Origin of the sequence: Catenulispora yoronensis (genome assembly GCF_039531695.1) — a bacterium.
GTDB lineage: Bacteria > Actinomycetota > Actinomycetes > Streptomycetales > Catenulisporaceae > Catenulispora > Catenulispora yoronensis.
The window spans coordinates 135,203-158,575 of sequence record NZ_BAAAQN010000016.1 but is presented as its reverse complement, the minus strand read 5'-3'; the positions used below and the strand labels follow the sequence as shown (position 1 = coordinate 158,575).

The window sequence follows — 23,373 nt, the reverse complement described above, 5'->3', positions numbered from 1 at the left end:
GCGGTCCAGGGGCGGCCCGGTCAGTCGAGGCCCTCAATGATGCGGAAGTCGCGCTCGACGCTGTCGGAGAGCGCGATCAGCGCTTCCTGGTAGGCGTCGCTTTCGCGGGCCGCGACGGCCTGGTCGAAGCTGTCGAACTCGATCAGGATGGTGCGCTCGGCGATTCCGGCGTCGTGCGCGACGACCCGGACGCCGCGGGAGAGGACCCGTCCGCCTCCGGCCTGGACCGCCGGTCGGGCCAGGTTGTCGTAGGCGGCCAGCTTTTCGGGGTCTGAAATGGTGCGGTAGACACTAACCCAGTAGCCCTTGGCCATGGAAACCTCCAGTGTTCGGAAGATCGCGTTCGAAAGTTATCAATGGATTGATTTAGCGCAGGCGGGGACGGTCCTCGTCCAGCGCGATCAGCATCGTCAGGTCGAGTGCGGGCGCGCTGTGTGTCAGGGCACCGATCGAGATCAGGTCGACGCCGGTGTCGGCGATGGTGCGGACCCGGTCCAGGGTGACGTTGCCGGAGGCCTCCAGGAGGATCTCGGCGCCTCCGGGACGGCCTGCTCTCACCCGTACCACCTCCTCGATGTCGGCCGGTTCCATGTTGTCGAGCAAGAGCCAGCCGACGCCCGTTTCCAGGGCATTCAGGGTCTTCAGGGTCTCCAGGGCCACTGGGGCCTCCAGAGGTTCCAGGGCCTCCAAGGCTTCCCACGCCTCTGCGACGGTCTGCACTTCGACCTCGATCGGCACACGCGTCCCGGACTCGGCCATCCCCTTGCGGACCGCCTCGATCGCCGCGGTCACCCCACCCGCCGCGGCGATGTGGTTCTCCTTCAGCAGGACCATCGCCGCCAGGCTGAGGCGGTGGTTGCTGCCGCCGCCCACGGTGACGGCGTACTTGTCCAGGGCTCGCAGCCCGGGGGCGGTCTTGCGGGTGTCCAGGATCCGTGCCGGGGTCCCGGCCACGGCTTGGACGAAGCGGTCGGTGAAAGTGGCGATGCCGCACAAGCGCTGGAGGAAGTTCAGCACCGTGCGCTCGGCGGTGATCAGGCTGCGAGCCGGGCCCGTCAGCCGTACCAGGACGTCCCCGGCCTGCACCCGTGCGCCGTCCGCGACCAGGGATTCGACCTGGACCTGCGGGTCGGTCCGGGCGAAGACTTCGGGGACCACGGGCAGGCCGGCGACGACACCGGGCTGGCGGGTGCTTACCTCGGCGGTGGCGATCAGATCGGCCGGGACGCTCCACAAGGTGGTGATGTCGTCGGCGGCCATGTCCTCCGTCAAGGCGGCGGCCACACTGGCTCGCGCCGCCGACACGGGGAATTCTGCGATCTTCATGGCTGGCTCCTCGGTGCCGGCTCGGGAAGCGGGATCGTCCATGACGTGTTGCTCCGTTCAACAGGACCGGATCGATCGTTCGGCTCCCAGCAAAGCCTCCGCGATCCGGTCCGCGCCAATAGCCCCACGAGGCCACCCCATAGGCTCGGACCTATCGCGAGAGCTAGGAGCGGACATGCACGACCACCAGGGCGTCGAACTTCGTCACCTCCGCTACTTCGTCACCGTCGCCGAGGAGGGCACGATGACGGAGGCCGCGCGCGTGCTGCGGATCGCGCAGCCCAGCCTGAGCCAACAGATCAGCGCCCTGGAGCGGCGGGTCGGGGCGCCGCTGTTCCATCGCAGGCCCACGGGGATGGAGCTGACCGAGGGCGGCCGGATCCTGTACGCGAGCGCCTGCCGTGCCCTGGCCGAGATCGAGTCGTCGCTGGTGCAGGCGCGCGACGCGCGCCGCTCGGTCCAGGTGGGGGTCTGCGGCTCCGCCCCGGAGCACCTGCTGACGCGGGTCGAGCGGATCTTCGACGACGACGGGTCCCTGGACGTCGAGTTCGCCGGGGCCGACTCCCAGGAGCAACTCGACCTGCTGCGGACCGGCGCCCTGGCCTTCGGGGTGATGCGGGTCTTCCACGCCGTCGAGGGCCTGGCCACGCTGACCCTGGCTGACGAGCCGCTGGGCGTCGTCCTCCGGTCCGACCACCCGTTGGCCGATCACGCGGTCCTGACCTGGGCCGACCTCGCAGGCCAAGAGCTCCTGTGGTTCCCCGCCCGGCGCAACCCGCGCTTCGCCGACTACGTCCTGGCCCACCTCGCCGGCCACGGCTGGTCGCCACGCCTGCACATCATCGACGCGCGCAGTCAAGCCCTGTACCGCCATCACCTGCGGAACAGCCAGAACCTGGTCACCCTGCGAGCCGGAAACGGCACCACAGCGGGCGCGGGGATGGCTTGGCGGCCGCTCGCGTCCGACCCGCCGCGCGAACGCTTCATCCTCGCCACGCTCGACGACGGCCCGTCGGCGGGGCTCCTCGCCCACCTGGGGACCCGGTGGTCGTCCGACGACGGTGTGCGCGATGGGAGGATTTGAGGTTCCAGTCGGTGGAAGGTGCAGGCTCATGGGCGTGGACGACGACGGACTCCTCACGGTCGGCCGGCTGGCCGCACTCACCGGCGTGCCGGCCAGGACGGTCAGGTTCTGGTCGGATTCCGGCGTGCTCCCGCCGTCGGACCGCTCGACCGGCGGCTACCGCCTCTACGACCAGAACGCGCTCGCCCGGCTGGAGTTGATCAGCACTCTGCGTGACCTCGGGATCGGACTGGCCGCCGTCGAGCAGATCGTGAACGGGCAGACGACCCTGGCCGAAGCCCTCGGCGCCCACACCAAGGCCCTCGATGCCGAGATCCGCCTGCTGAAGCTACGCAGATCGATCATCGGGGCGATGGCGAGGTACGTCGACACAGGGAAGATGCCGCAGATGCACAAGCTGGCCAAGAACACCGCCCAGGAACGCCAGAAGATCATCGACGAGTTCGTCGAGGAGGTCTTCGCCGGAGCACGGGTGTCCGACGAGAGTCAGATCATCGCCGAGTGGATGCGCGAGATGCCCGCCGAATTGCCGGCCGACCCCACGCCGGAGCAGATCCAGGCGTGGATCGAACTCGGCGAACTGGTGGCCGACGAAGGTTTTCGCACCGCACTGCGTGAGATGGTGCTGGCCGACCAGCACAACTCGAAAGTCGAGTTCGGACTCGACCTGCGCCCCCGCGTACTCGAACATGCCGGCGCCGCAGTGCGGGACAACGTGCCCCCGGACGGTCCGCGCGCCAAGACCATCCTCAGCCGTATCCTTCCCCTCGACTGCACACCCGAAGAGAAGGCCGACCTGTGTGGCTGGCTGGAGCAGATCACTGATACCCGCATCGAACGGTACTGGCAGCTCATCGACCTACTGAATGACCGGATCCCGAGCGAGCCGGCTGTACCGGTGTTCACCTGGCTTCTGGCAGCGCTTCGTGATCACGGTTGAACTGCGGGCAGGGGCTGGCGGGCAGCGGCCAGGGGCCAACGGCCAGACCACGGCACACCCGCGCTCCAACCGTCGCCAAGGTGCTGGCCACACTGCACTGCACTGCACTGCACTGCACTGCACGAAGTGGGCCCGGCAATACGTCAGGAAGAGGGTCATGAAGGTACGCGCCGGTCGCCGGTTCACTGATACCAGTCGTCACTCTCGCCGGTGAGGGATCGTTAACGCTCAGGACCCGTGATCGGCGAGAGCGGCCAGCCGGGGGCGTCCGTCAACCACAGCAAATCGTCGCGTCGGGGCCTGCAATCCGCCTTCGCGATCATCTTCGTCCCGCGCACCCCTGCCGGGCAGCGGCCCTTGGTCCCCGGCGCCCAGAAGACATAGCCGCCGCCATGCTCCAGGACGGGCGGCTTCACCAGTCAACCCCGACTCGCCGACCACCCCGGCAATCGAGCCGGACGGGTCTGGCGGGTCGGGGCCGAGGCCGGGGGCCAGGGCCGACGCTCTGTAGCTCAACCGCAGGCGGCGTCGAAGCTGGTCGGGTTCGCGAAGGTGTATTCGACTCTGTAGTGCCGGACCGTGGTGCCTTGGCAGAAGTAGTCGGCGCGCCCGGTGCCGCTCGCTACGAGGGTGTTGTCTTGGTAGATGGAGACCGGTACCGGGATGTACCAGGCCACGCAGAAGATGCTGTCCGAGGCCCAGATCGATTGGCCGGGCGTGACGGTGAGGTTGGTGCGAGGCGGGTCGCAGCCCGGAGAGCCGGCGTTGGCTGTCCCGGACGAGGTCAGGGCGGTGGTGGCGACGCCACCAAGCATCAGCGCGAGCGCGGCGCCCAGTCGGGCGGGACGGGAGAACGATTTCATGTTTTCCACCCTGGAGTCTGCTGGAGACTGTCAGCCGCAGGCGGCGTCGAAGCTGTAGAGCATCGTCTGGCCGTAGTTGTAGCTGATTCCGTAATGCCGCACTGTGGTGCCCTGGCAGATGTATGTGGCGAGTCCCCGTCCCGACGCCACCTGGGTGCCGTCCTGGAAAACCTGGACCGGTATGCCTATCTGGTAGCCGAGGCACACTACAGCGCCCGAGCCCCAGACTGATTGGCCGGGGATAGCACCATAATTGCTGTGGTTAATGCACGGCGCATCGGCGTTGGCCGCCCCGGACGAGGTCAGAGCGGTGGTACCGACGCCACCCAGCATCAGCGCGAACGCGGCACCCAATCGAGCAGGACGAGATAACGATTTCACGGTTCCCCCCGAGGGACATGGATCGACCGAATGCCGACTCCGAACCCTGAGTTTTCTCCTCCCCCGATTTTCTGTAAAGGCAATCGCAGGACATTGGCTGAATACAGACGGGCGGACATCTTCGGCGGCATGAGCGTCATCTCGCCGAAGCTGGCTGCGCCGCACCGCCTCGACGAACCGGCGCCGATCTACCACTACCAATGGGCCGACCGCCCACACGCTGGCCGCTCGACGCAAGACTCGCCCTCGCCCGCGAACTCTCGATCGGTTCAGCCGCTGCTGCCGATGGCCTGCGGGTAGGTGAAGAACTTGTCCGGGTCATAGTGCTGCTTCACTGTGACAAGCCGGTCGTAGTTCGGTCCGTAGTACGCCGCCCGCCAATCGTCCAAGGTCGGGTCGGGGAAGTTCTGGTAGGAACGCTGTGGCGGACCCGACGGGAAGATCGCGTCGTAGAACTCGTCGAGCCAGGCCAGGTTCGCCTCGACGACGCTGCTCGGGTCGTGTTCGGCCCATGTGGTCTCGGCGGCGAGGATGAAGGCCGCGTCGCGGTGTACGAACGCGGTCGCGTCCGGGGCGATCTCGTTGACGCGGCCTCCCATTCCGAACATGGCGAAGCCGGCGCCGTCGCTGTTCGCGCTGCCCGGCCACGCGGTCAACAGGTCTGCCGCAGCCTTGACCCGCGGTTCGTCCAACGGTGCGTCAGGCGTCAGGATCGCCGACTTGGCGGCGAAGCAGTCAACCGGGGTGGTGGCGGACAGCAGGTCGCTCGCCTTGCCGGGGGTGACCTCGCGTACCGAGTGCAGGTTGTTCACGCGTTCTTGGTCGGTGCCGATCGCCAGCAATGGTGCGAGGATGCCCAGCAGTTCGGTGACCGTGCCGTAGTGCTGGCCGATGACGTTGACGTTCGCGTTGTCCCTGATGGATCGCCGGTCCTGGCCGTGGGTGCCGATTCCGAGGCGGCAGTGGAAGCGCTTGTCGTGCAGCGTCTGTGCCGCGATCGCCTGCATCGCGGCCATGACCGGCAGCACGCTGTCGATGCTCCACTTGAAGTCGTAGAACGCGACGTCGCCGGCGAACTGGTCGTATCCGAACGTGAACGAGGTGTGCACGCCGAAGTTGTTGCCCGCTCCGCCGCGCACCGCCCAGAACAGGTCCTGATTCGAGTCCTGACTCGCTCGCACCACGCTGCCGTCGGCCAGCACCACGGTGGTGGACAGCAGCCGGTCGCACGTCAAGCCGAACATCTTGTCGCTGAACCCGATCCCGCCGCCGAGCACCAGGCCCGCGACGCCGACCGACGGGCACCGTCCGGTCGGCACGAACATGCCTTTGTCCTCCAGCAACGGGTGCACGTCGCCGTTGGTCACACCGGCTCCGACGGTCACGGTGCCCGCGTTGTGCGCCACCTGGATCGGGCCGTACTGCCGAGTGCGGGTCGGCCGCCCGGTCACCGGTGCGATGAGTTTCATGCGGCTCATGTTCAGCAGCAGGCCCGTGGTGGTCGAGTACCCGGCGTAGTTGTGCCCGAGGCCCGAGCGCGGGACCGCCGGCAGCCCGACGGCGCGCGCCCACTGGACGGCCGCGACCACGTCCGCGGTCGTGACGCAGGTGACGATCCCCGCCGGGCGGACCGGCCGATAGCGGCGGTTGAACGGGACCGACAGGGTGTCGTAGGCGGGGTCCGCGGGCCGGTAGAGGGAAGCCGTGGGCGACAGCGCCCTGGCCAGGGCCTGCCAGTCGGCCGGGGACACGTCCGGCAACGCGGCCGACGACACGGCTGGCGACACAGCCGACGACACGTCCGGGGACACCACCGACGCCGCAGCCCGGGCCGGCCGCGCCACTCCCACAGCGGTCATCGCCAGCGAGCCGGCAGCACCGATCTTCAACACGTCACGCCGGTCGAGCACAGCAGCTCCGCTCATGCCAGAAGTGTCAATGCATGGATTCGGATCGAGGGTACCGACCGGAGCCGCCGGAACGATCTTGACACGCCCGAGACGGGCCTATTCAGGCACGGTGAAGGCTTCGGTGATCCCACCGTCAAGCGGGATGGCGGCACCGGTGATGAATCCGGAGTCGGCGCCGGCGAGGAAGGCGATCGTTCCCGCCGCCTCCTCCAGCGTCCCGAAGCGACCCATCGGCCAGTGCACGAGCCGCTTGGCCAGCACGCTCGGATCCCGTTCGAGAATCGCGCGCTGCGCCGGGGTCTCGACAGGTCCGAACAGGACCGCATTGACCCGCACGCCAGTACGGGCAAGGTGGACGCCGAGGTCGCGGGTCAGCTGCACGACAGCGGCCTTCGCGGCCGTGTAGGCCATCGGCGCGGTGGCGGAGCCCATCGCGGCGAGGAACGAAGCGGCGTTGATGACGCTGCCGCCGGACGGCTCGGTGTTCAGCAGGTGCGGGATGCCGTGCTTGCAGGACAGGAAGACGCTGGTGAGGTTCGCGTCCATGGCGTCACGCCAGGTCTGAAGGCTCATGTCGAGCACGGAGCGGTCGCCGGAGCCCATCAGCCCCATGTTGTTGTAGATGACATCGAGCCGGCCGTGGTCACGCACGATCCGCCGATACGTCTCCTCGACCAGGCCCTCGTCGGACAGATCGGCTTGCAGGCTGTGCACGCCGACGGAGTGCTCGACCAGATCGACGCCGACCACCACGGCGCCCTCGCGGGTGAACCGGTCGGCGACCGCCTGACCGATCAGGCTGGCCGCTCCGTTGACGACGCAGACCTTGCCGATGAGTCCGTCAACCACTTCGGCCTCCACATGACGGTAGCGGGATGTCATATCGCTCGGCGACTCGCCTGCAACGCTGAACGACCCTATGCCGCAGGCGTCACAAGGCACTGCATTCAGCGATGTGTCAGGACCCGTCGGGCGGGGTCAGGCCGAGCGAGCGGATCAGGTCGTGGATCTCGGTCCGGTAGACCTTCCCGGGGTTCGCGGTCTGGGTGTGCAAGTGGCCATAGACCTCCAGGGAGACCAGCCCGTGCAGGCGGCCCCAGACCCGCAGGGCCAGCGCGACGGCGTCGGGCGGCAGGTCGGGGAAACGCTCGTGCACGGTGGCGACCAGGCCAGGGTCGAAATCCGACCACTGATACGTACCGTGGGACTGGAGCGGCTCGGCGTCCGGCCAGGCGCCGGCGACCAGGCCGGTGAGGCCGGTACAGGCGCGGCGCTCGGCCTCCGCCGCGGCGCCTTCGGGCGGAGCCTGGTATCCGGGCACCGGGTCGCCGTAGACGAGGCGGAAGCCTGCCGGGTTGGCCAGGGCCCACTGCCGGAAGGCGGTGGCCCACGCCAGAAGCCGGCCCGCCGCGTCCTGCGGGGGCAGTTGGTCGCGGGCGGCCTCGGCGGACTCCACGAAGGCCGTGTACAGGTCGGCGATCAGGGTCGTGACCAGCTCGTCGCGGGTGGCGTAGTAGCCGTAGATGGCGTTGGCGGTCATCCCCATCTCGCGGGCGATGGCGCGCAGCGAGATCGCGTCCGGTCCGCCCGCGGCCATCAGGTCCAGGGCGATCGTCTTGATCTCCTGCGCGGTCTGCGCTCGCAGACGGGCTCGCCTGTTCTGGGTCTGGCTCTGCGTCTGACTCTGCGTCCGCGTCTGGCTCTGCGTCTGACTCTGCGCCGTCTGGGCCTGCGTCCGGGTCTCCACGGTGCCACTGTACAGCGTTGCGCTACTGCACACCGTAGTGCAACTATATGCCGTGCAGTAAATGGACGCCGCACAGAAAGCCTGGAACCGTGCCTCCTCCTGAACCATCCGCACCCTCGCGACCTGGGCTTCGGCTCGCGTTGCTGGCCTCGACGCAGTTCGTCGTCGCCCTTGACTACAACATCGTCTTCGTCGCGCTGCCCGACATCGCCGACAGCCTGGGGTTCACAGCCCAGTCGTTGCAATGGGTCGTGAGCGCCTACGCCGTGGCCTTCGGCGGCCTGCTCATGCTCGGTGGCAGACTCGTCGACCGGATCGGCCAGCGGCGCATGTTCATCGTCGGGCTCGCCCTGTTCGCGGCCTCCTGCCTGGCCGGCGGCCTGGCGACCGGCCCTGCGATGCTGCTCGCCGCGCGGGCCGTGCAGGGCGCCGGCGCGGCGATGCTCACCCCGGCGACCCTGTCGCAGGTCAACACCGGCTTCGCCGAGGGTCCGGCACGTACCCGGGCCCTGTCGCTGTGGTCCGCCGCGGGCAGTGCCGGGCTGGCAGCCGGAGCGCTGCTCGGCGGCGTGCTCACCCAGGCCGGCGGATGGCGGTGGGTCATGCTGGTGATGGTGCCGCCGGCGCTGTTCATCCTGCTCGCCGCACCGCGGCTGCTGGCCAGGGACCACACGGACGAGAAGACCCGGGCGGGCTTCGACATCCCGGGCGTGCTCACCGTGACCGCCGGATCGGCGCTGCTGGTGTTCGGCCTGGCCAGCGGGCCGCAAGCCGGCTGGGGCGCGCCCCGCAGCGTCGGGTCGGTCATCATCGGTGCGGCCCTGCTCGGCATCTTCGTCCTGGTGGAACGACGCTCGCCCCACGCGCTGGTGCCTCCACGGCTGCTGCGCAACCGGAGCCTGGCCGTCGCCATGTCGGTGATCCTGGTGTTCCAGAGCGCTTTGGGCGGCGCGTACTACATCTTCACCACGTACCTGCAAAGCGGGCACAGCTACAGCGCGCTGGCCACCGGCCTGGCGTTCCTACCGGTGACCGTGCTCTCGGTGATCGGCGGTATGAAGTTCGGCCCGGCGGCGATCGGCCGATGGGGACTGCGGACGAGCCTGTTTGTCAGCATGCTTGTCAATGGTCTGGGAATCATGGCACTGGCTCTCGCCATGTCGCCGAGCGCCTCCTTCTGGGCTCTGATTCCGGGCATCGTCATCTGGGGCATCGGCGGAGGCATGTCCTTCACGGCGATGTTCGTGACCGCCGCCAGCGGCGTAGCCCCCACCGAGCAAGGTGTCGCATCCGCCATGGCCACCACGGCCCAGCAACTGGGCGGCGCCGCCGGACTCGCCCTGCTCGTCGCCATCGCCAACGCCAAGCTGCACGACGGCAGCGGCAGCGGCAGCGGCGTCGGCACCGGCGCCACACAGGCGACGGCCCTCATCGACGGCCTGCGCAACGCGGGCGTCACGGCCGGCGCGGCCGCGATCCTGGGCGCGTGCCTGGCGTTCGCGCTCGCCCGGCGGCCGATCTCAGCACCCTCCCACGATTTCGTCCCGACCCCCGAGGAGATCAACCTATAAGCGAGCAGAGCCCACGACCTTGTTCACCGCCGGTCGACGAAGCCTGTCCGATAGGCCCACACCACCGCCTGGGTCCGATCGCGGACCTCCAACTTGTTCAACAGGCTCTTGATATGACTTTTGACCGTCTCCAGGGAGATGTGCATGGATCGGGCGATCTCGGTGTTGGACTTGCCTTGGGCGAGGGCGCGGACCACGTCGGCTTCGCGTTCCGTCAGGCGGGTGGCGAGGTGTGCTTCGGGGATAGCGGGGCGGGTGCGGGCTGCGAAGGATTCCAGGATTCGTCTGGTCACGGCCGGGGAGACGAGGGCGTCGCCGGCCGCGACGGTGCGGATGCCGGCGATCAGTTGTTCGGGGGTGGAGCGTTTGAGGAGGAAGCCGTCGGCGCCGGCCATGATCGCCTCGTCGACGACGTCGTCGGTGTCGAAGGTGGTCAGGACGAGGATGCGGGGGCGGGGGCCGGGCCAGGAGACGATCTCGCGGGTGGCGGTCGTGCCGTCGGTGCCGGGCATGCGGACGTCCATCACGATCACGTCGGGGCGGACGGTTCGGGCGGCGTAGACCGCGTCCGCGCCGTTCGCGGCCTCGGCGACGACCGTGATGTCGCCTTCGGACGCCAGCAGGGTGCGCAGGCCGCCGCGGACGAGGACGTCGTCGTCGGCCAGCAGGACCCTGATCATGCCGCGGTGCCGAGCGGCCGGTCGGGCTGGACGCGCGTGACGGCGGTCGCCGGAAAGACGGCGCGGACGCGGAAGCCGGTCCCGTGCGGGCCCGCTTCGAAGGCGCCGCCCTCCAGGCGCGTCCGCTCGCGCATGTTCGCCAGGCCCCGGCCCGGCGCTGACGGTTCTGACGGTTCTGACGACGCCGCGGCACCCCGACCCTCGTTCACGACCTCCACCACGACCACATCACCCTGCCGCGCCAAGTCCACGCTGATCTGCCCGGTCGCGGTGTGGCGCAGCGCGTTCGTCACCGCCTCCTGGATGATCCGGTATACCGCCCGATGCGCGCCGGGGGTCAGGGCGACGTCCGCGATGTCCAGACGGACGTCCCGTCCCGCAGCCCGGACGCGGTCCGCCAGCCGGGTCAGGTCCGCCAGGTCCGCCAGGTCCGTCAGATCCGCCAGCTCTGCCGAACCCGCCACAGCGGAATCCGTCAGATCGCTCCGCCCGCTCCCCCCGTCCGGCTGCATGATGCGCAGCAGCCGATCCAACTCCTCCAACGCACTGCGCCCGAGCCCCTCGACATGGCCGAGCGCCTCGTGCGCGAACGCCGGATTCTCGTCGAACACCCGCCGCCCGACCCCGGCCTGCATGACCATCACGTTCACCGCGTGCCCCAGCGAATCGTGCAGCTCCCGCGCCAGCCGGCTGCGCTCCTGCGCCGACGCCCGCTCGGCGAGCACGGCACGCATCTGCGCCTCAGCGCGCATCCGGGCCTCGGCCGCCTCGGCGTAGGCCCGGCGGTTGCGGGCGCCGTCCCCGGCCACCACCGCGATCAGGAAGCACATCAGGACACCGGACAGCTCCATCAGGCCGCCTGTCCCGCGATCCAGGCTCGCGTATCCGGCGACCGCCGCGAGTGCCACAGCGGCGGCCGCGATCCGCGCCCAGCCGATCCGCAGCGAGAAGCAGGTGAACAGCCCGATCCACGCCGGCCACTGCACCGCCGTCACCGCGTAGCCCGCCGCGGCACTCGCCACGATGCAGGCTGCTGACACCGTCACGACGGTGACCGGCGCGATCTTGCGCCACAGCAGGCTCAGCGCGGCGCCGGCGGCCAGCAGGGCCGAACCCACGTCGGGGGCCCGGTAGGGGGCGTCCGGCCGGGCGATCAGAACCACCAGGAGCGACATCGCCGCCAGCCCGGCGGCCAGACAGGCGTCGGCCGGGCTCGGCATCCGGCGGGACAGCCCGGCTTTTCCACTGCTGCGCATGCCTCATCCTGCACCGATGCCCGTCCCCACGGTCAACAGAGAGACGCCGATATCCCTCCGATAAGGGAGGCCCACTCCCTCTCCCGAGGGGAGACCGAACCGGCTCGCGTACCTAGATTCGGCGACGAAGATTCGCCCGCTGCAAGGAGAAACACCATGGCCGTCAACGAATATCGGCTGCGTCCCGGTGCCGCGCCCCGCAAGCACCGCATCGGCTTCTGGTGGATAGTGCTCAGCGCGACAGCGATCGCCGCGTTCGCCGTACTGCCGTACGCGACCCAGTCCCTGCGCGACCTCGCGGCCGACGACAAGGAGGTCGCGGCCAACTACGTCGACCGCGCGGTCTGGCTCAAGACCGTCTTCTATTTGCACGTCGGCTGCGGCGGCACGGCTCTGCTCCTGTCGCCGCTCCAGTTCGCGGACCGGGTGCGCCTCCGGCTGCCGCGCCTGCACCGCGCCGTCGGGCGAATCGTCCTGTCCGCGATCGTGGTCGCCGGAAGCGCCGGCCTGATCCTGGCCTGGACGAACCTGGCCGGCCCGATCGGCACCGCCGGTTTCGGGACGCTGGCCGCGCTGTGGCTGGTCGGAGCCGTCAACGCGTACCGCACCATCCGCCGCGGCGACGTCGCCGCCCACCACCGCTGGGTGGTGCGGACCTTCGCCCTGACCTACGCGGCCGTGACACTCAGGCTCTGGCTGATCGCCCTCACCCCGCTGTTCGTGTCGATGCAGGGCATCGACGACCACCTCGCGTTCCTGCGGGCCTATCTGATCGTGCCGTTCTTGTGCTGGGTGCCGAACCTGATGGTGGCCGAGCTCTGGCTGCTGCGGGATGCCGCGGATCCCAGGCGGGCCGGCGGTGGCAGCGGCGCGTGATGGGGGCGGGCTTCGAAGGCCTGGATCACCAGTCCTGCGAAGCGTCGGGAGGCCATGACCTGGACGGCGTCGGATGCGGCGTGGATGCCCTTGTTCGCCATCAGCACAAGAATGAGGTCGTCCACAACGAAGTCGGGCCTTAGGCGTCCTGCGTCCTTGGCGCGCTGGGCCAGGCCGGCGACTGCTTTCACGGTGTACTCGCGTCCGGTGATGTCAGGGGTCCCCGGGACGGTCGCCAGGAAAGCCTCGGTAAAGCCTCGATCGCGCGCGTGCAGCTCGCAGATCCGCTCTATCACCGAGCAGAGGCCGCGCCACGGGTCGGGGTCTGCGCATCCCTCGTCGACGATGGTGCGACATGCCCGCAGCTGGTCTGCGAAGGCTTCGGCGATCAGCAGCTGCTTGGTCGGGAAGTGGCGGTACAAGGTGGCGGGTCCCACCCCGGCACGCCGCGCGATCTCGCGCAACGGAACGTCCAGGCCCTCGGCGGAGAACAGCGTGCGGGCAGCGCCCTGGATCCGGCTGCGGTTGTCCACCGCGTCGGAACGTCGCTTGTGAGGCAAAACATCGGTCACCGCTCTCACTTTATCCAAACGGACGGCGGCGTCCGTTACCGTCCTGAACGGAAAAGCCCGCCGGGACTGCGGAGACTGCGGAGACGATATGAAGGCAATCATCATCAAGGCATACGGCGGACCTGAGGGCCTGGCTGTCGTCGACCTCCCGACCCCGGCACCTGCTGCCGGGCAGGTGCTGATCGCGACCGAGGCGGTGGGCGTCGGCGGTGTCGACACCTTGATCCGGAGCGGAGCCTTGGCGGCCTACGGCTTCAAGGAGGGCCACATCCCCGGCGGCGAGGTGGCGGGTATCGTCACCGCGGTCGGTGATGGCGTCGACGCGTCGTGGATCGGCCGGCGGGTGTGGGGTTTCACCGGCACGGGTGGAGGCTACGTCGAACAGGCCATCGCGCCGGTCGAGGAGATCCTTCCGCTGCCCGACAGCCTGTCCGCCGTTGATGCGGCGACGATCGGCAGTTCCGGCGTGGTGGCTCACTTCGGGCTTCGCCATGCCCATTTCGTCCCCGGGGAGACCGTCTTGGTGCGGGGCGCGGCCGGGAGCATCGGGATCATGACGGTGCAACTCGCGGCCCGTGGTGGCGCCGCCGCGGTGGCGGTCACGACATCGTCGGCCGAGCGCGGCCTGCGACTGCGCCGACTCGGCGCGACCCACGTGCTGAACCGTTCCGGCGACGCCGAGCAGGAGGCGACCCAGGAGGCTCCCGCAGGGTACGACGTCATCATCGACGTCGTGGCCGGCCGGGATCTGCCGTCGTTCTTCGACCGGCTCAACCCGAACGGCCGCATGGTGGCCGTGGGCGCGGTCGCGGGTCAACCACCCGCGGAGTTCGGCATGAAGATCATGGCGGCGTTTCAGAAGTCGATGTCATTCGCCACTTTCAGCGCGGCCACCGTCAGCCGAGCCGACCGGCAGGCCGTCCGCGACGAACAATTCGCCGCGGCCGGCCGTACCGAGATCGAACCCGTTGTGCACGAAGTGCTGTCACTGGACGAAGCCGTACTGGCGCATCAGAAGATGGACTCGGGCGAGGTCTTCGGCAGGATCGTGCTGACGCCCTGACCGCGACCGCCGAAGGGCGGTTCCCGAGAGCAGTTCGCAAGGGCGGTTCCCAAGGGCGCTGGGATCAGACCGGTGCGCCGCCGGGGCAGTGCTCGCCCACGCGCGCCCACCAGGATCCGTCGGCCAGCTGGCCACTGCCGATCAGGAAAAAGGGGGGATAGCACGAGAACTCCGCGAAATCGCGCCCCACCTTCGTCACGCCGTCCTGCCAAGCGGCCGCCGACGTCGGCCCGTAGCCGTATTCGCTGGCGGTCCAGGTGGCCGGGATCGGATGACCGAACGACACCCTCGGGGAAGCGGCGGCGGAGGCCGGGGCGGAGCCCGATCCGACGAAGGCGGCGGCCAGCAGAGCGGTCGCCGCGAGCGTGGTGATCTTGGTATTGCGGGTGGTCATGGCCTTGCGTCTCCTAGCGTTGGTGGCTGAACGCTGATACCTCCAGCCTGCCATCGGATCGGTTATTAAACCAGGGCCCTGATTTAGTCCGGCTGTCGGGCGGCTTCAGACTTTCTGCAGGACCCGGGACCGGCCTCCGCGATCCGCGGGGATGGCCGGCCGCCGGCGTCCTGAGCGTCGGATACCACCAGCGTCGGACACGACCAGCGTCGGATACCACCGACTTGAAGCAGCCTTGTCAGCTTTCGGACAGGGTTGCACCCTTGTTGCCGGGACGAACCCGTCAATAAACTTCGAACCCTGATACGCGATCGACGGTCAGCGGCGCCACCGGCCGGATCGCACCGATCCCTCTCCCCCGAAGGACCGCAAATGCCCAACCGACCCACTGCGCGCGCGCTCATCGTCGGCGCTTGCGTACTCCTCCCGCTGGCGGCGGCTCCCGTCAGCATGGCCGCGTCGGCCCCGTCCACCGCGACGCCGGCCGCCTCAGTCCGCACCGTGTACTTCGAGGACAATCGCGCCGGCGCGTGGAAGTCCGACGTGACCACGGCCACCGCGATCTGGAACAGCAGCGTCACCGACGTCAGGTTCGTCATGGCCACCAGCGCGCATCCGGCGACCGTGCACCTGATCGCCACCAGCGGCTGGCCGCAGACCATCACGAGCCGCCCCGGCTCGGGCACCGTGGATCTCGGCCAGCAGGCGGTGTCCGAGGGCTACTCCCCGCCGCGGATCACCGCGCACGAGCTCGGCCACATACTCGGGCTTCCCGACAACTACAACGGCGACTGCGGAGCCCTGATGTCCGGCCACAGCGCCGGCACCGCGTGCACCAACGACCACCCGGACGCGGCGGAGATCGCCGCCGTGCAGAGGATCTTCTCCGGCGGGTTCGCCCCGGACTCGGCGGTGCGCGTCTATCGTGACGCCCCCGCCGCGCTCGCCCGCGACTGACGGTCCGGCTTTCGTACTCTCAAGCACTACTCGTGGCGACCGGCACGGCCGACAAGGAAATCGGCCTGTTGCGCCGCCTCAGATACACCGCGGCGGTTCCGGCACCGATGACGGCCTCGGCAATGGTGATGCCAACGCCGAAGCCTCTCAAGGAGCCGGTGCCGGCCTGGGCCTTCGCCGCCATCGCCGCGTAGCCGTAGTCGTTCACTGTTTTGGTGTTCCCCATGTAGGTGGTGATCTCGCAGATATCCCCCGGATCCATCGCGATCCCCTGGCATTTCGGGATCGCGGTCGGATCCGGGGGTGTGGCCGCCCCGTTGATGATCATCAGCGGTCCCAGCAGGAAGGCCGGGAGACAGACGAGGGCGAGCAGGACCTGCCGGACGCGGGCGCCGACAGTCCTGAACACGCGGACACGGAAGTACACGTCGCCGTGCTCCGTGCCGACTTTGAGGAGCCGGCCGTTGCGGACCGGTGGAATGCGGACGGCGGACGGGCCGGACGGAAGGTCGACGGTCAAGACCGCCGCTCCCGAGGCCGCCTCCCGACGGGTGAGATAGAGCGCTTGCGCCTGCACACGCAACTCCTGAAGTCCTGTGTCGAGCACCTTCGCCGACGTCTGTATCAGAATACTGCGAAGGGTTACACCGGGACGGAAATGGCGCGAATGTGTCAATGGGGACGGCCTGGGTCCAGCCGGAGAAGGAGACGTGCCCACCGAACCGGATTCTTCGAACGTTGATAGCTGAGTGTTCCGCCAGTTGATGTTGTCGGCGGCCTCGGTCTGTGGGCTACCATCCGACGCGGAGTGACCCCGAAGCCGGTGAGGATGCACTGAATGCCCGACGTTCTGACCGTGTGCGCCGACGGCTCGGCCGGATTCCGGACCCTCTCCGAGGCGGTCGCCGCGGCGCGGGCCGGATCCACGGTGTCCATCCTGCCGGGCCGCTACCGGGAGAACGTCACGCTTCGGGAGTCGGTCGCGCTCACCGCCGACGGCGGCCCCGGATCGGTCACGGTCGAAGGCGTCGGCGGGGCCGCGGTCACGGTGGTGGGCGGGACGGTGTCGATATCAGGGCTTATCATCTGCGGACCGACCGAGGACGGGCCTGAGCCTGATGCCCGAGCGCGCCTTCAGGAGTGCGCCGAGACCGCGGCCGTCGAGGTGGCCGGCGGACGGCTGGAGCTCGTGGACTCGCACGTTCTCGCCACGCACTGGGCCACGGTCTTCGTCCAGGCCGGCGCGGCGCTGCGAGTGCGGGACTGCACGCTGCGCAATCCTGTCGGCGCCGGGATCGTCGCGGCCGAGTCCTCCGACGCCGTCGTCCAGGACAGCACCTTGGAGCACATCGGATCTTCGGCACTGGTGATCGCCTCCGGCGCCGATCCGGTGCTGCGCCGCTGTGTCGTGCGGAACGTCACCGGGAACGCGGTCTGCGCCAACGAGGGCGCCCAGGGCGTCATCGAGCACTGCGACATCTCCGCGACCGGCGGGCCGGCACTGGCCTTCCAGACCGGCAGCGCGACCCTGGTCCGCGACTGCCGGATCCACGACACCGCAGCGACGGCGGTCCAGATCGACCCCGGCGCCGGACCCGAGATCGCCGACTGCGAGATCCGGGACGCGGCGGGCACCGGGATCCTGGTCGACGGCGCCGATCCGGTGACCCGGCGGTGCCGGATCCACCGGACCGGCGGTCCGGCGGTGCACGTGCTGGGAGGGGGCCGGCCGACGTTCGACGACTGCGAGGTCTCCGGGGCCGGCCCGGTCGCGGTCCTCGCCGAGTCGGGAGCCGATCCGCTGCTGCGGGATCTGCACGTCCACGACTGCGCCGGCGACGGGATCACCTTCGGCGACGGCGCGGCGGGCACCGTCGAACGCGCGGAGCTGCGCGGCCTCGGCGGCAGCGGGATCGTCGTCGGCGCCGGAGCCAATCCCCTGATTCGCGCGAGCACGATCCGCGAGTGCGGCCGGTCCGGCCTCCTGGTGCTCGCCGACGGCGGCGGACGGCTGCAGGAATGCGGGATCGAGGACAGCGGCGCCGACGGGGTACGGCTCACGGAAGCCGGAAACCTGCTCCTGGAGGGCACCCGGATCAGCCGCGCCGGCGGAGCCGGGCTGGTCGTGGGCGCGGGCGGCCACGGCGTCCTGCGCGACTGCGAGATCCAGGGCGCCGCCTCGCACGGCGTGCTCGTCGAGGCCGGCGGCGAGATCACCGCCAGCCGCACGACGGTCCACGGGAGCCGTGCCGCGGGCGTCCGGCTGGACGCCGCCGCGCGCGGCACGCTGACCAGCTGCGAGATCCGGGAGAACGCCGCCGACGGGATCGCGGTGGCGACCCGCGAGCAAGTGACGGTGCGGGCTTGCACGGTCTCGGACAACGGTGGCGCGGGTATCCGAAGGCTGATAGCGGACGGACAGCTCACGATCAACGGATCGAACGGCGCCGGGAACGGACTGCCGGACACGTTCGGAGCCGGAGCCGGAGCCGGGGTCCAGGCTTCCGCGCCGAAACGGGCGGGTTTTCAGGACGGCGTGCGCGGCGGTCCAGTGAACGGCGGTCCGACCGGCGGGGACCGAGGTTCGGGCGTATCAGGGGCCGGATTCTGGGCAGGGTCGGGACCGGAATCCGGTTCGGGACCGGAATCGGAATCGGAGTCGCGTTCGAGCATCGCCAACGGCTCGGCCGGCGGCGGCAGCAACACCACTGGCGCCTTCACTGACGCGGACGCCGACGCCGAGGCGAACGGCCGTCCCGACACCCGAGCCGACGGATCCCTCACCGCATCGTCGACCGGACCCGAGGCGACCGTCGAAGCGCTTCTGTCCGAACTGGAATCCATGGTCGGCCTCGCGGCCGTCAAGCAGGAAGTGGCCACGCTGGTCAGCCTGAACCAGCTGGCCCGGCGGCGAAAGGCGGCCGGGCTGGTCGCTCCGCCGATGAGCCGGCACCTGGTCTTCGCCGGTCCGCCGGGGACCGGGAAGACCAGCGTCGCCCGGCTCTACGGCCGGATCATGGCCGCGCTCGGCGTGCTGCGCAGCGGCCACGTCGTCGAGGTGTCGCGCGCCGATCTGGTCGCGCAGATCGTCGGCGGAACCGCGCAGAAGACCACAGAGTGCTTCGACCGGGCCCGCGGCGGCGTACTCTTCATCGACGAGGCGTACACGCTGACGGCGCAGGGGGTGACCGGCGCCGACTTCGGGCGCGAGGCGGTCGACACCCTCGTGAAGCTGATGGAGGACCATCGCGACGACGTCGTGGTCGTGGCCGCCGGCTATCCCGCCGAGATGCGGCGGTTCCTGGCCTCCAACCCCGGTCTGGCCTCGCGGTTCACACGCACGGTCGAGTTCGAGAGCTACAGCACCGCCGAGCTGGTGACGATCGTGCGGGGCATGTGCCGCGCGCACCAGTACGTACTGGCCCCGGCGACGACGGAGGCGCTGGCCGCCAGGTTCGAGGCGCTGGCGCGCGACGAGTCGTTCGGCAACGGGCGCGCGGCGCGGCGGATCTTCGAGGAGATGGCCGAGCGGCAGGCACGGCGGCTGATGGACGCGGCGGGCGGGTCCGCCGACGACGATCTGGTGCTGTTGCTGCCGCAGGATCTGGGCGCGCCGCCCGGGCGCGGGACGGCCCCCGGCGAGCGGGACGGCGATCCGGCGGCGGTGGCGGCGCTGCTGGCGCGGATCGAGGCGATGGTCGGACTGGCCGGCGCGAAGCGGGACGTCGCAGGGCTCGTCGATCTGCTGGCGGCCGGGCGCCGCCGCCGGCTGGCCGGGCTCCCGGTCCCGGCGATGAGCCGGAACCTGGTCTTCACCGGCGGCCCCGGCACGGGCAAGACCACGTTCGCCCGGCTGTACGGCGAGCTCCTGGCGGCACTGGGCATGCTCGCGCGCGGGCAGCTCATCGAGGTGTCGCGCTCGGACCTGGTGGGCGAGTACCTGGGGCAGACGGCGCACCGCACGCGCGAGGTCGTCGAGCGCGCACGCGGCGGCGTCCTGTTCATCGACGAGGCGTACTCCCTCGCGCCCAGAGGCGCGGCCGCGGACGACTTCGGGCGGGAAGCGGTGGACACCCTGGTGAAGCTGATGGAGGACCACCGGGACGAACTCGTGGTGATCGCGGCCGGCTACCCGGAACCGATGGACGGCTTCCTGGCCGCCAACGCCGGGTTGGCGTCCCGGTTCTCGCAGCGGATCGCGTTCGAGGACTTCGGCACCGCGGAGCTGCTGGCGATTCTGGAGCAGCAAGCCCGTTCAGCGGGCTTCGAGCCCGCGCCGGAGCTGCTGAGCGCGGTCCAGGCGCATATCAACACACTGTCGCCGGGGGCCGTCGGCGCCCTGGGGAACGCGCGCTACGCCAGACAGCTGCTGGACGCCATGATCGTCCGCCAGGCCGGGCGACTGGCCCGCAGCGGCGGGGTGTCGGACCGGGAGATCGGGATGCTGGTGGCCGCGGACTTCCGGACCGGGGAAGCCGACGGTGTCCGGTGACCGGGCCTCGATCGCGGGCGCAGGCTGAGAGCCCAGTCGGCGCGGCCGATCCCTTCCAGCGTCTGCTGGACCGTATCCGTGAGCCCGGCGAGCACCTGATCCACGTCCCGGGGAACGATCCGGCCGTGCTGGGCCCGAAGCTGGACGCGGCGGTGGCGGCAGCAGCGGCGGCGGGCAGCCGGTCGGCACGGCTCCTGCTGCCGGGGAGCGGACGGCGCGGGGCCAACGGCGGCCCGGCTCTCGCCGAGCGGCTGGCCCGGCGCCACGGGATCGAGGTGGTGGCCCCGGACGGAGCCGTCGCGGTCACTGCACAGGGGATGTTGTTCGTGCGCGGTGCGACGCGCCCTGACGGCGCCGAGGACGCGGGCTCCTGGATCCGGTATCGCGACGACGACGCGGCCCGGACCGGCCCGCGCTTTCCCGCTCCGGGCTGGCAGAACCTGGTGCGGACGGCGGTGGACGGACCGTACGGGACCGTGCTCCAGACGCCGGCAGGGCTCTTACTTCGAGCGGCCGGGCCGGTGGCGGCTCCGCCCGACGAGTGGCTGGCGGTGCCGGCTCATGAGGATGCTGTCACGCTGCTGGCCGGGGGATTCGGGGGGCGGGCCGCGTCGGCGGAGGATTGGGCCGCGCTGCTGCGCACGCTGCCCGCGCTGACCGGGGCCCGGGTACTGGTGGTGGGCGAGGACGAACGTTTGGTCGCGGCGGTGACCAGGATGACGGAGAGCGCGGGTGCGCGGCGGTCGATCACGGTTCAGACCGCGGTGCAGACTGCTTCGGCGACAGCAGTGCCGAGACCACTGCCACTGCCACTGCCACTGCCAACATCAACATCAACATCAACATCAACGCCAGCAGCAGCACCAGCAGTACCAGCGCCACCAGCACCAGAGCCAGAGCCAGAGCCAGCTTCAGGGCCAGGGCCAGCATCAGTGCCAGCACCGCCAGCAGCAGCACCAGCGCCTGCGCCTGCGCCTGCGCCTGCGCCTGCGCCAACAACGCGAACATCAGTACCAGCACCGCTGCCAGTGCCAGCGCTAGCGCAAGTACCGGCAGGAACAGCACCGGCAAGGCCGATCCCGGCGGCAGTGCCAGTAGCGATGCCGATGCCCCTTTCACCACCGATGCCGCGACCGATCATGGCTCTGACTGCGACTGTTTCCCCTGCTCAGGCTTCTGCATCAGCGCCATCGCCGACCACTCCGCAGCCTGCCCCGCCACCCAGCCTCACCCCCACCCTCGAAGCCTCCACCTCGGCACCGCTCACCCCCGCGTCGCCGTGCACCGACACCGATCGCGAAGCCTTCCGCACGCTGCTGGGCAGCCGCTACAACATCCATCTGCGGCCGGTCGTGTCGGCGATCGCCCGGGTGCCGGCGCTGCGGGCCGTGGACGTCGCGGCGGCGCGGGTCGAGCTCGCGGCCGTGCGAACCTACCTGCACGATGCGTCGCCGGAGTCGGGCGGCGCGGTCCTGGACCGTGCTCTGCGATCAGGCGAGCCGTCCCACCGAGCACCGGCCCTGCACGCCTACGGTGCCTGCCTGACCGCCGGGCTCCGGCGTCTGCCCGCGTATCTCGGCCCGGTGTATCAGGACTCGCGCATCGATCCGGCGTGGCTCGCGGAGTACCGGGTCGGGCGGACGCTGGTCGAGCCGGCGCCGGTCGGGGCGTCGGTGTTCCTCGACCGAGTAGGTGCGGGCGGGTTCCTCATCTGGTCGGTCACCGGACGGCGGACGGCGCTGCTGGAGGATCGTGTGGCCGAGCAGCGGGGAGCGGTGCGTTTCCTGCCGGGCAGCCGGTTTCGGGTGCTCGGCGTGCGGGCGGCGCCGACCGGCAGCCCGTTGGTGCTGTTGTGCGAAGACATCGCGCAGACCGGCGCCCTTGTAGACGCGGCTGTGTCGCAGGAGGAGAACGTGCTGGCGCGGCTGCTGGCCGTCGCCGATGCCGCCGTCGAGAATCCCGAGAGTCCCGACCGTGCCGAGAGCCGCGACCACACCAAGACCGGGGATCTGATGCCATGGCCGCCATTGGGATTCCGCGCGGCGGCGACGTCGTGAATGCCCTGATACGTCGTCCGCTGCCGTCAGTGGCAGCGGTCCTTCTCCTAACGGCCTTCGCGGCGGCGGAGGGAACCCAGGTCCACGCGGCGGGCAACGGGACTCCCGTACTCCCCCCGGCCACCTACGGATCCTGCGTCCCCACCTCGGTACCGGCTCCCGCCGAGTATCCGTGGGCGCAGAGCCTGCTCGCGCCGTCACGAGCGTGGCCGTTGAGCCAGGGACACGGCGTCACCGTCGCGGTCGTCGACAGCGGCGTCCAGGCCGACGCCCCGCAGCTGCGCGGCCAGGTGGACGCGGGCAAGGACGTCACAGCCGCCGGGACCGGGGACCGCGACTGCGTCGGCCACGGAACGTTCGTGGCGGGGCTGATCGCCGCCCGCGCGCAGACCGGATCGTCGCTGGTGGGGTTCGCCCCGGGAGTAAGGATCCTACCGATCAAGGTGACCGGCACGGACGGATCGGCGACCGCCGCCACGCTGGCCGCCGGAATCCGCGCCGCGGCCGACGCCGGAGCGCGGATCATCAACGTCTCGATGGTCTCGACGCTGCCCAGCGACGACCTGGCCAAGGCCGTGGCCTACGCGCAGAGCCGGGGCGCGCTGATTGTGGCGGCCGCCGCCAACGACGCCCAGCTGAACAATCCGGTGGCCTATCCGGCCGCGTATCCGGGCGTCGTGGGCGTCGGGGCGATCGACGTGACGGGAGCCCTGACCGGCTTCTCCGAGACCGGCACGTTCGTCGACCTGGTGGCGCCCGGCTCGCTCGTCACGAGCGTCGGTGCCCGGGGCGGCTACTACGCCGGCTCCGGCACCAGCTTCGCCTGCCCCTTCGTCTCCGCGACCGCCGCGCTGGTCTGGTCCTACTACCCGAGCCTGACAGCGGCCCAGGTCAAAGCCCGGCTGGAGGCCACCGCCGACGCACCGGCCGGCGCGACCGGCAGCACCGCGGGCTACGGCTACGGCATCGCCGACCCCTACGCCGCGGTGACGGCGGCACTCCCCCTCGACGCCACGCCCACCAAGTCCCCGCTCCGCCCTTCCTCCCCCCACCTGGCCTCGCCCCCGAAGCCGACCGCGCCGGCCCGGCCGCAACGCCTCGCGGCCCTGGGGACCGCGGGCGGCGTCGCCGTGCTGGGGATGGTCGGTTTGGCGCTGCGGATCGTGATCCCGCGCGGGCGGGCCCGGCGGTGGCGGGTCTAGAG

At 70.2% G+C, this 23,373-nt stretch carries 21 protein-coding genes; 9 read left to right on the top strand and 12 right to left on the bottom strand.

Annotation, left to right across the window (positions count from 1 at the left end; translation table 11 throughout):
• Positions 1–20: 20 nt before the first annotated feature.
• Positions 21–314, bottom strand: a complete 294-nt coding sequence (locus ABD481_RS16125; protein ID WP_344666472.1) for a DUF1330 domain-containing protein — start codon at positions 312–314, stop codon at positions 21–23.
• Between the two features lie 52 nt (positions 315–366).
• Positions 367–1,326 (bottom strand): carboxylating nicotinate-nucleotide diphosphorylase, encoded by a 960-nt coding sequence (nadC, locus tag ABD481_RS16120; protein WP_344666471.1) that lies wholly within the window; start codon positions 1,324–1,326, stop codon positions 367–369.
• Between the two features lie 175 nt (positions 1,327–1,501).
• On the opposite strand from nadC, the gene ABD481_RS16115 reads away from it, so the two are divergent.
• Positions 1,502–2,410 (top strand): LysR family transcriptional regulator, encoded by a 909-nt coding sequence (locus ABD481_RS16115; protein WP_344666470.1) that lies wholly within the window; start codon positions 1,502–1,504, stop codon positions 2,408–2,410.
• 28 nt (positions 2,411–2,438) lie between these two features.
• Positions 2,439–3,350, top strand: coding sequence for a helix-turn-helix domain-containing protein (locus ABD481_RS16110; RefSeq protein WP_344666469.1), 912 nt, complete (start codon positions 2,439–2,441; stop codon positions 3,348–3,350).
• 512 nt (positions 3,351–3,862) lie between these two features.
• Here ABD481_RS16110 and ABD481_RS16105 read toward each other — a convergent pair.
• The 4 genes from ABD481_RS16105 to ABD481_RS16090 form a co-directional block, all read right to left on the bottom strand.
• Positions 3,863–4,213, bottom strand: a complete 351-nt coding sequence (locus tag ABD481_RS16105; RefSeq protein ID WP_344666468.1) for a hypothetical protein — start codon at positions 4,211–4,213, stop codon at positions 3,863–3,865.
• 650 nt (positions 4,214–4,863) lie between these two features.
• The gene (locus tag ABD481_RS16100; RefSeq protein ID WP_344666467.1) at positions 4,864–6,519 is read right to left on the bottom strand and encodes an FAD-binding oxidoreductase; all 1,656 of its coding nucleotides are present in this window, start codon (positions 6,517–6,519) and stop codon (positions 4,864–4,866) included.
• Between the two features lie 81 nt (positions 6,520–6,600).
• Positions 6,601–7,353 carry an SDR family oxidoreductase gene (locus ABD481_RS16095; protein ID WP_344666466.1) on the bottom strand — a complete coding sequence of 251 codons (753 nt, stop codon included), beginning with the start codon at positions 7,351–7,353 and terminating at the stop codon, positions 6,601–6,603.
• A 109-nt stretch (positions 7,354–7,462) separates the two neighbouring features.
• Positions 7,463–8,149: a TetR/AcrR family transcriptional regulator gene (locus tag ABD481_RS16090; protein WP_344666481.1), complete on the bottom strand. Its 687-nt coding sequence runs from the start codon at positions 8,147–8,149 to the stop codon at positions 7,463–7,465.
• A gap of 242 nt (positions 8,150–8,391) precedes the next feature.
• Here ABD481_RS16090 and ABD481_RS16085 point away from each other — a divergent pair, with 242 nt between their 5' ends.
• Entirely contained in the window at positions 8,392–9,822 is a 1,431-nt protein-coding gene (locus tag ABD481_RS16085; protein ID WP_344666465.1) for an MFS transporter, read from the top strand.
• Between the two features lie 23 nt (positions 9,823–9,845).
• Here the strand turns inward: ABD481_RS16085 and ABD481_RS16080 are convergent, their stop codons facing one another.
• Positions 9,846–10,502 (bottom strand): response regulator, encoded by a 657-nt coding sequence (locus ABD481_RS16080; RefSeq protein WP_344666464.1) that lies wholly within the window; start codon positions 10,500–10,502, stop codon positions 9,846–9,848.
• The gene (locus tag ABD481_RS16075; RefSeq protein WP_344666463.1) at positions 10,499–11,758 is read right to left on the bottom strand and encodes a sensor histidine kinase; all 1,260 of its coding nucleotides are present in this window, start codon (positions 11,756–11,758) and stop codon (positions 10,499–10,501) included. Before ABD481_RS16075 ends, ABD481_RS16080 begins: the two co-directional genes overlap by 4 nt.
• Positions 11,759–11,914: 156 nt before the next feature.
• On the opposite strand from ABD481_RS16075, the gene ABD481_RS16070 reads away from it, so the two are divergent.
• The gene (locus ABD481_RS16070) at positions 11,915–12,634 is read left to right on the top strand and encodes a DUF2306 domain-containing protein (protein ID WP_344666462.1); all 720 of its coding nucleotides are present in this window, start codon (positions 11,915–11,917) and stop codon (positions 12,632–12,634) included.
• Here the strand turns inward: ABD481_RS16070 and ABD481_RS16065 are convergent.
• Positions 12,523–13,206 (bottom strand): TetR/AcrR family transcriptional regulator, encoded by a 684-nt coding sequence (locus ABD481_RS16065; RefSeq protein ID WP_344666461.1) that lies wholly within the window; start codon positions 13,204–13,206, stop codon positions 12,523–12,525. The genes ABD481_RS16070 and ABD481_RS16065 overlap by 112 nt on opposite strands.
• 88 nt (positions 13,207–13,294) lie before the next feature.
• On the opposite strand from ABD481_RS16065, the gene ABD481_RS16060 reads away from it, so the two are divergent.
• On the top strand, positions 13,295–14,269 hold the full coding sequence (locus ABD481_RS16060; RefSeq protein WP_344666460.1) for a zinc-binding dehydrogenase: 975 nt from the start codon (positions 13,295–13,297) through the stop codon (positions 14,267–14,269).
• 64 nt (positions 14,270–14,333) lie between these two features.
• Here ABD481_RS16060 and ABD481_RS16055 read toward each other — a convergent pair whose 3' ends face one another.
• A complete protein-coding gene (locus ABD481_RS16055) occupies positions 14,334–14,663 on the bottom strand; it encodes a hypothetical protein (RefSeq protein WP_344666459.1) in 330 nt (109 codons plus the stop codon).
• Between the two features lie 372 nt (positions 14,664–15,035).
• Between ABD481_RS16055 and ABD481_RS16050 the strand changes: the two genes are divergently transcribed.
• Positions 15,036–15,620, top strand: a complete 585-nt coding sequence (locus ABD481_RS16050; RefSeq protein WP_344666458.1) for a snapalysin family zinc-dependent metalloprotease — start codon at positions 15,036–15,038, stop codon at positions 15,618–15,620.
• A gap of 19 nt (positions 15,621–15,639) precedes the next feature.
• Here the strand turns inward: ABD481_RS16050 and ABD481_RS16045 are convergent, their stop codons facing one another.
• Entirely contained in the window at positions 15,640–16,296 is a 657-nt protein-coding gene (locus tag ABD481_RS16045) for a hypothetical protein (RefSeq protein WP_344666457.1), read from the bottom strand.
• Between the two features lie 162 nt (positions 16,297–16,458).
• Between ABD481_RS16045 and ABD481_RS16040 the strand changes: the two genes are divergently transcribed.
• Positions 16,459–20,112, top strand: coding sequence for a right-handed parallel beta-helix repeat-containing protein (locus ABD481_RS16040; RefSeq protein WP_344666456.1), 3,654 nt, complete (start codon positions 16,459–16,461; stop codon positions 20,110–20,112).
• Positions 20,113–20,859: 747 nt separating this feature from the next.
• On the opposite strand, the gene ABD481_RS16035 is transcribed toward ABD481_RS16040, so the two are convergent.
• On the bottom strand, positions 20,860–21,183 hold the full coding sequence (locus ABD481_RS16035) for a hypothetical protein (protein WP_344666455.1): 324 nt from the start codon (positions 21,181–21,183) through the stop codon (positions 20,860–20,862).
• Positions 21,184–21,251: 68 nt separating this feature from the next.
• On the opposite strand from ABD481_RS16035, the gene ABD481_RS16030 reads away from it, so the two are divergent.
• The gene (locus tag ABD481_RS16030) at positions 21,252–22,169 is read left to right on the top strand and encodes a hypothetical protein (RefSeq protein ID WP_344666454.1); all 918 of its coding nucleotides are present in this window, start codon (positions 21,252–21,254) and stop codon (positions 22,167–22,169) included.
• Entirely contained in the window at positions 22,130–23,371 is a 1,242-nt protein-coding gene (gene mycP / locus ABD481_RS16025) for a type VII secretion-associated serine protease mycosin (RefSeq protein ID WP_344666453.1), read from the top strand. The genes ABD481_RS16030 and mycP overlap by 40 nt, the downstream gene beginning before the upstream one ends.
• The last annotated feature ends 2 nt before the right edge of the window (positions 23,372–23,373 follow it).

What these genes read in the sequence shown, in the direction of transcription:
- ABD481_RS16125 (WP_344666472.1), bottom strand. Translation starts at nt 314, where the DNA reads ATGGCCAAGGGCTACTGGGTTAGTGTCTACCGCACCATTTCAGACCCC.
- nadC (WP_344666471.1), bottom strand. Translation starts at nt 1,326, where the DNA reads ATGAAGATCGCAGAATTCCCCGTGTCGGCGGCGCGAGCCAGTGTGGCC.
- ABD481_RS16115 (WP_344666470.1), top strand. Translation starts at nt 1,502, where the DNA reads ATGCACGACCACCAGGGCGTCGAACTTCGTCACCTCCGCTACTTCGTC.
- ABD481_RS16110 (WP_344666469.1), top strand. Translation starts at nt 2,439, where the DNA reads ATGGGCGTGGACGACGACGGACTCCTCACGGTCGGCCGGCTGGCCGCA.
- ABD481_RS16105 (WP_344666468.1), bottom strand. Translation starts at nt 4,213, where the DNA reads ATGAAATCGTTCTCCCGTCCCGCCCGACTGGGCGCCGCGCTCGCGCTG.
- ABD481_RS16100 (WP_344666467.1), bottom strand. Translation starts at nt 6,519, where the DNA reads ATGAGCGGAGCTGCTGTGCTCGACCGGCGTGACGTGTTGAAGATCGGT.
- ABD481_RS16080 (WP_344666464.1), bottom strand. Translation starts at nt 10,502, where the DNA reads ATGATCAGGGTCCTGCTGGCCGACGACGACGTCCTCGTCCGCGGCGGC.
- ABD481_RS16075 (WP_344666463.1), bottom strand. Translation starts at nt 11,758, where the DNA reads ATGCGCAGCAGTGGAAAAGCCGGGCTGTCCCGCCGGATGCCGAGCCCG.
- ABD481_RS16070 (WP_344666462.1), top strand. Translation starts at nt 11,915, where the DNA reads ATGGCCGTCAACGAATATCGGCTGCGTCCCGGTGCCGCGCCCCGCAAG.
- ABD481_RS16060 (WP_344666460.1), top strand. Translation starts at nt 13,295, where the DNA reads ATGAAGGCAATCATCATCAAGGCATACGGCGGACCTGAGGGCCTGGCT.
- ABD481_RS16055 (WP_344666459.1), bottom strand. Translation starts at nt 14,663, where the DNA reads ATGACCACCCGCAATACCAAGATCACCACGCTCGCGGCGACCGCTCTG.
- ABD481_RS16050 (WP_344666458.1), top strand. Translation starts at nt 15,036, where the DNA reads ATGCCCAACCGACCCACTGCGCGCGCGCTCATCGTCGGCGCTTGCGTA.
- ABD481_RS16040 (WP_344666456.1), top strand. Translation starts at nt 16,459, where the DNA reads ATGCCCGACGTTCTGACCGTGTGCGCCGACGGCTCGGCCGGATTCCGG.
- ABD481_RS16030 (WP_344666454.1), top strand. Translation starts at nt 21,252, where the DNA reads ATGGCTCTGACTGCGACTGTTTCCCCTGCTCAGGCTTCTGCATCAGCG.
- mycP (WP_344666453.1), top strand. Translation starts at nt 22,130, where the DNA reads ATGGCCGCCATTGGGATTCCGCGCGGCGGCGACGTCGTGAATGCCCTG.